At 56.5% G+C, this 398-nt stretch carries 1 protein-coding gene; it reads left to right on the top strand.

Annotation, left to right across the window (positions count from 1 at the left end; all coding sequences use genetic code 11):
* The coding region (locus tag I6F37_RS43385; protein WP_225154893.1) for an AMP-binding protein at nt 1–398 on the top strand (398 nt) is incomplete at both ends.

Here is a 398-nt window from a genome sequence, read left to right as displayed (position 1 = left end):
CTGCCGGCCAGGTTGCTCGTATTTGGCGGGGAAGCTTTACCCTCCGCCATCGTGGCACGCATCCGCTCCAGTGGTGCTGGCTGCCGCATCGTCAACCACTACGGGCCTACCGAGACCACCATCGGCAAGCTGCTGCATGTGGTAGATCAGGAAGCCACCTACCCTGCTACCATTCCCATCGGCCGTCCTTTTTCCAACACCCGGGTATATGTACTGGATAAGTACCTGAACTTATGCCCGGCAGGTGTAGGCGGACAGTTGTATATAGGAGGCGATGGGCTGGCAAGAGGCTATCTGAACAACGAAGCGTTGACAAAAGCAAAGTTTGTCACCGACCCCTTTGCAGCAGATAAGTCCGCACCCGATCCATCACGGATGTATGCCACCGGGGATTTGGT

The sequence above is a fragment of the Bradyrhizobium sp. NBAIM08 genome (assembly GCF_020193935.1).
Lineage (GTDB): Bacteria > Pseudomonadota > Alphaproteobacteria > Rhizobiales > Xanthobacteraceae > Bradyrhizobium > Bradyrhizobium yuanmingense.
Note: the sequence above shows the minus strand (reverse complement) of the source record. Positions and strands in the feature narration are given on the sequence as shown.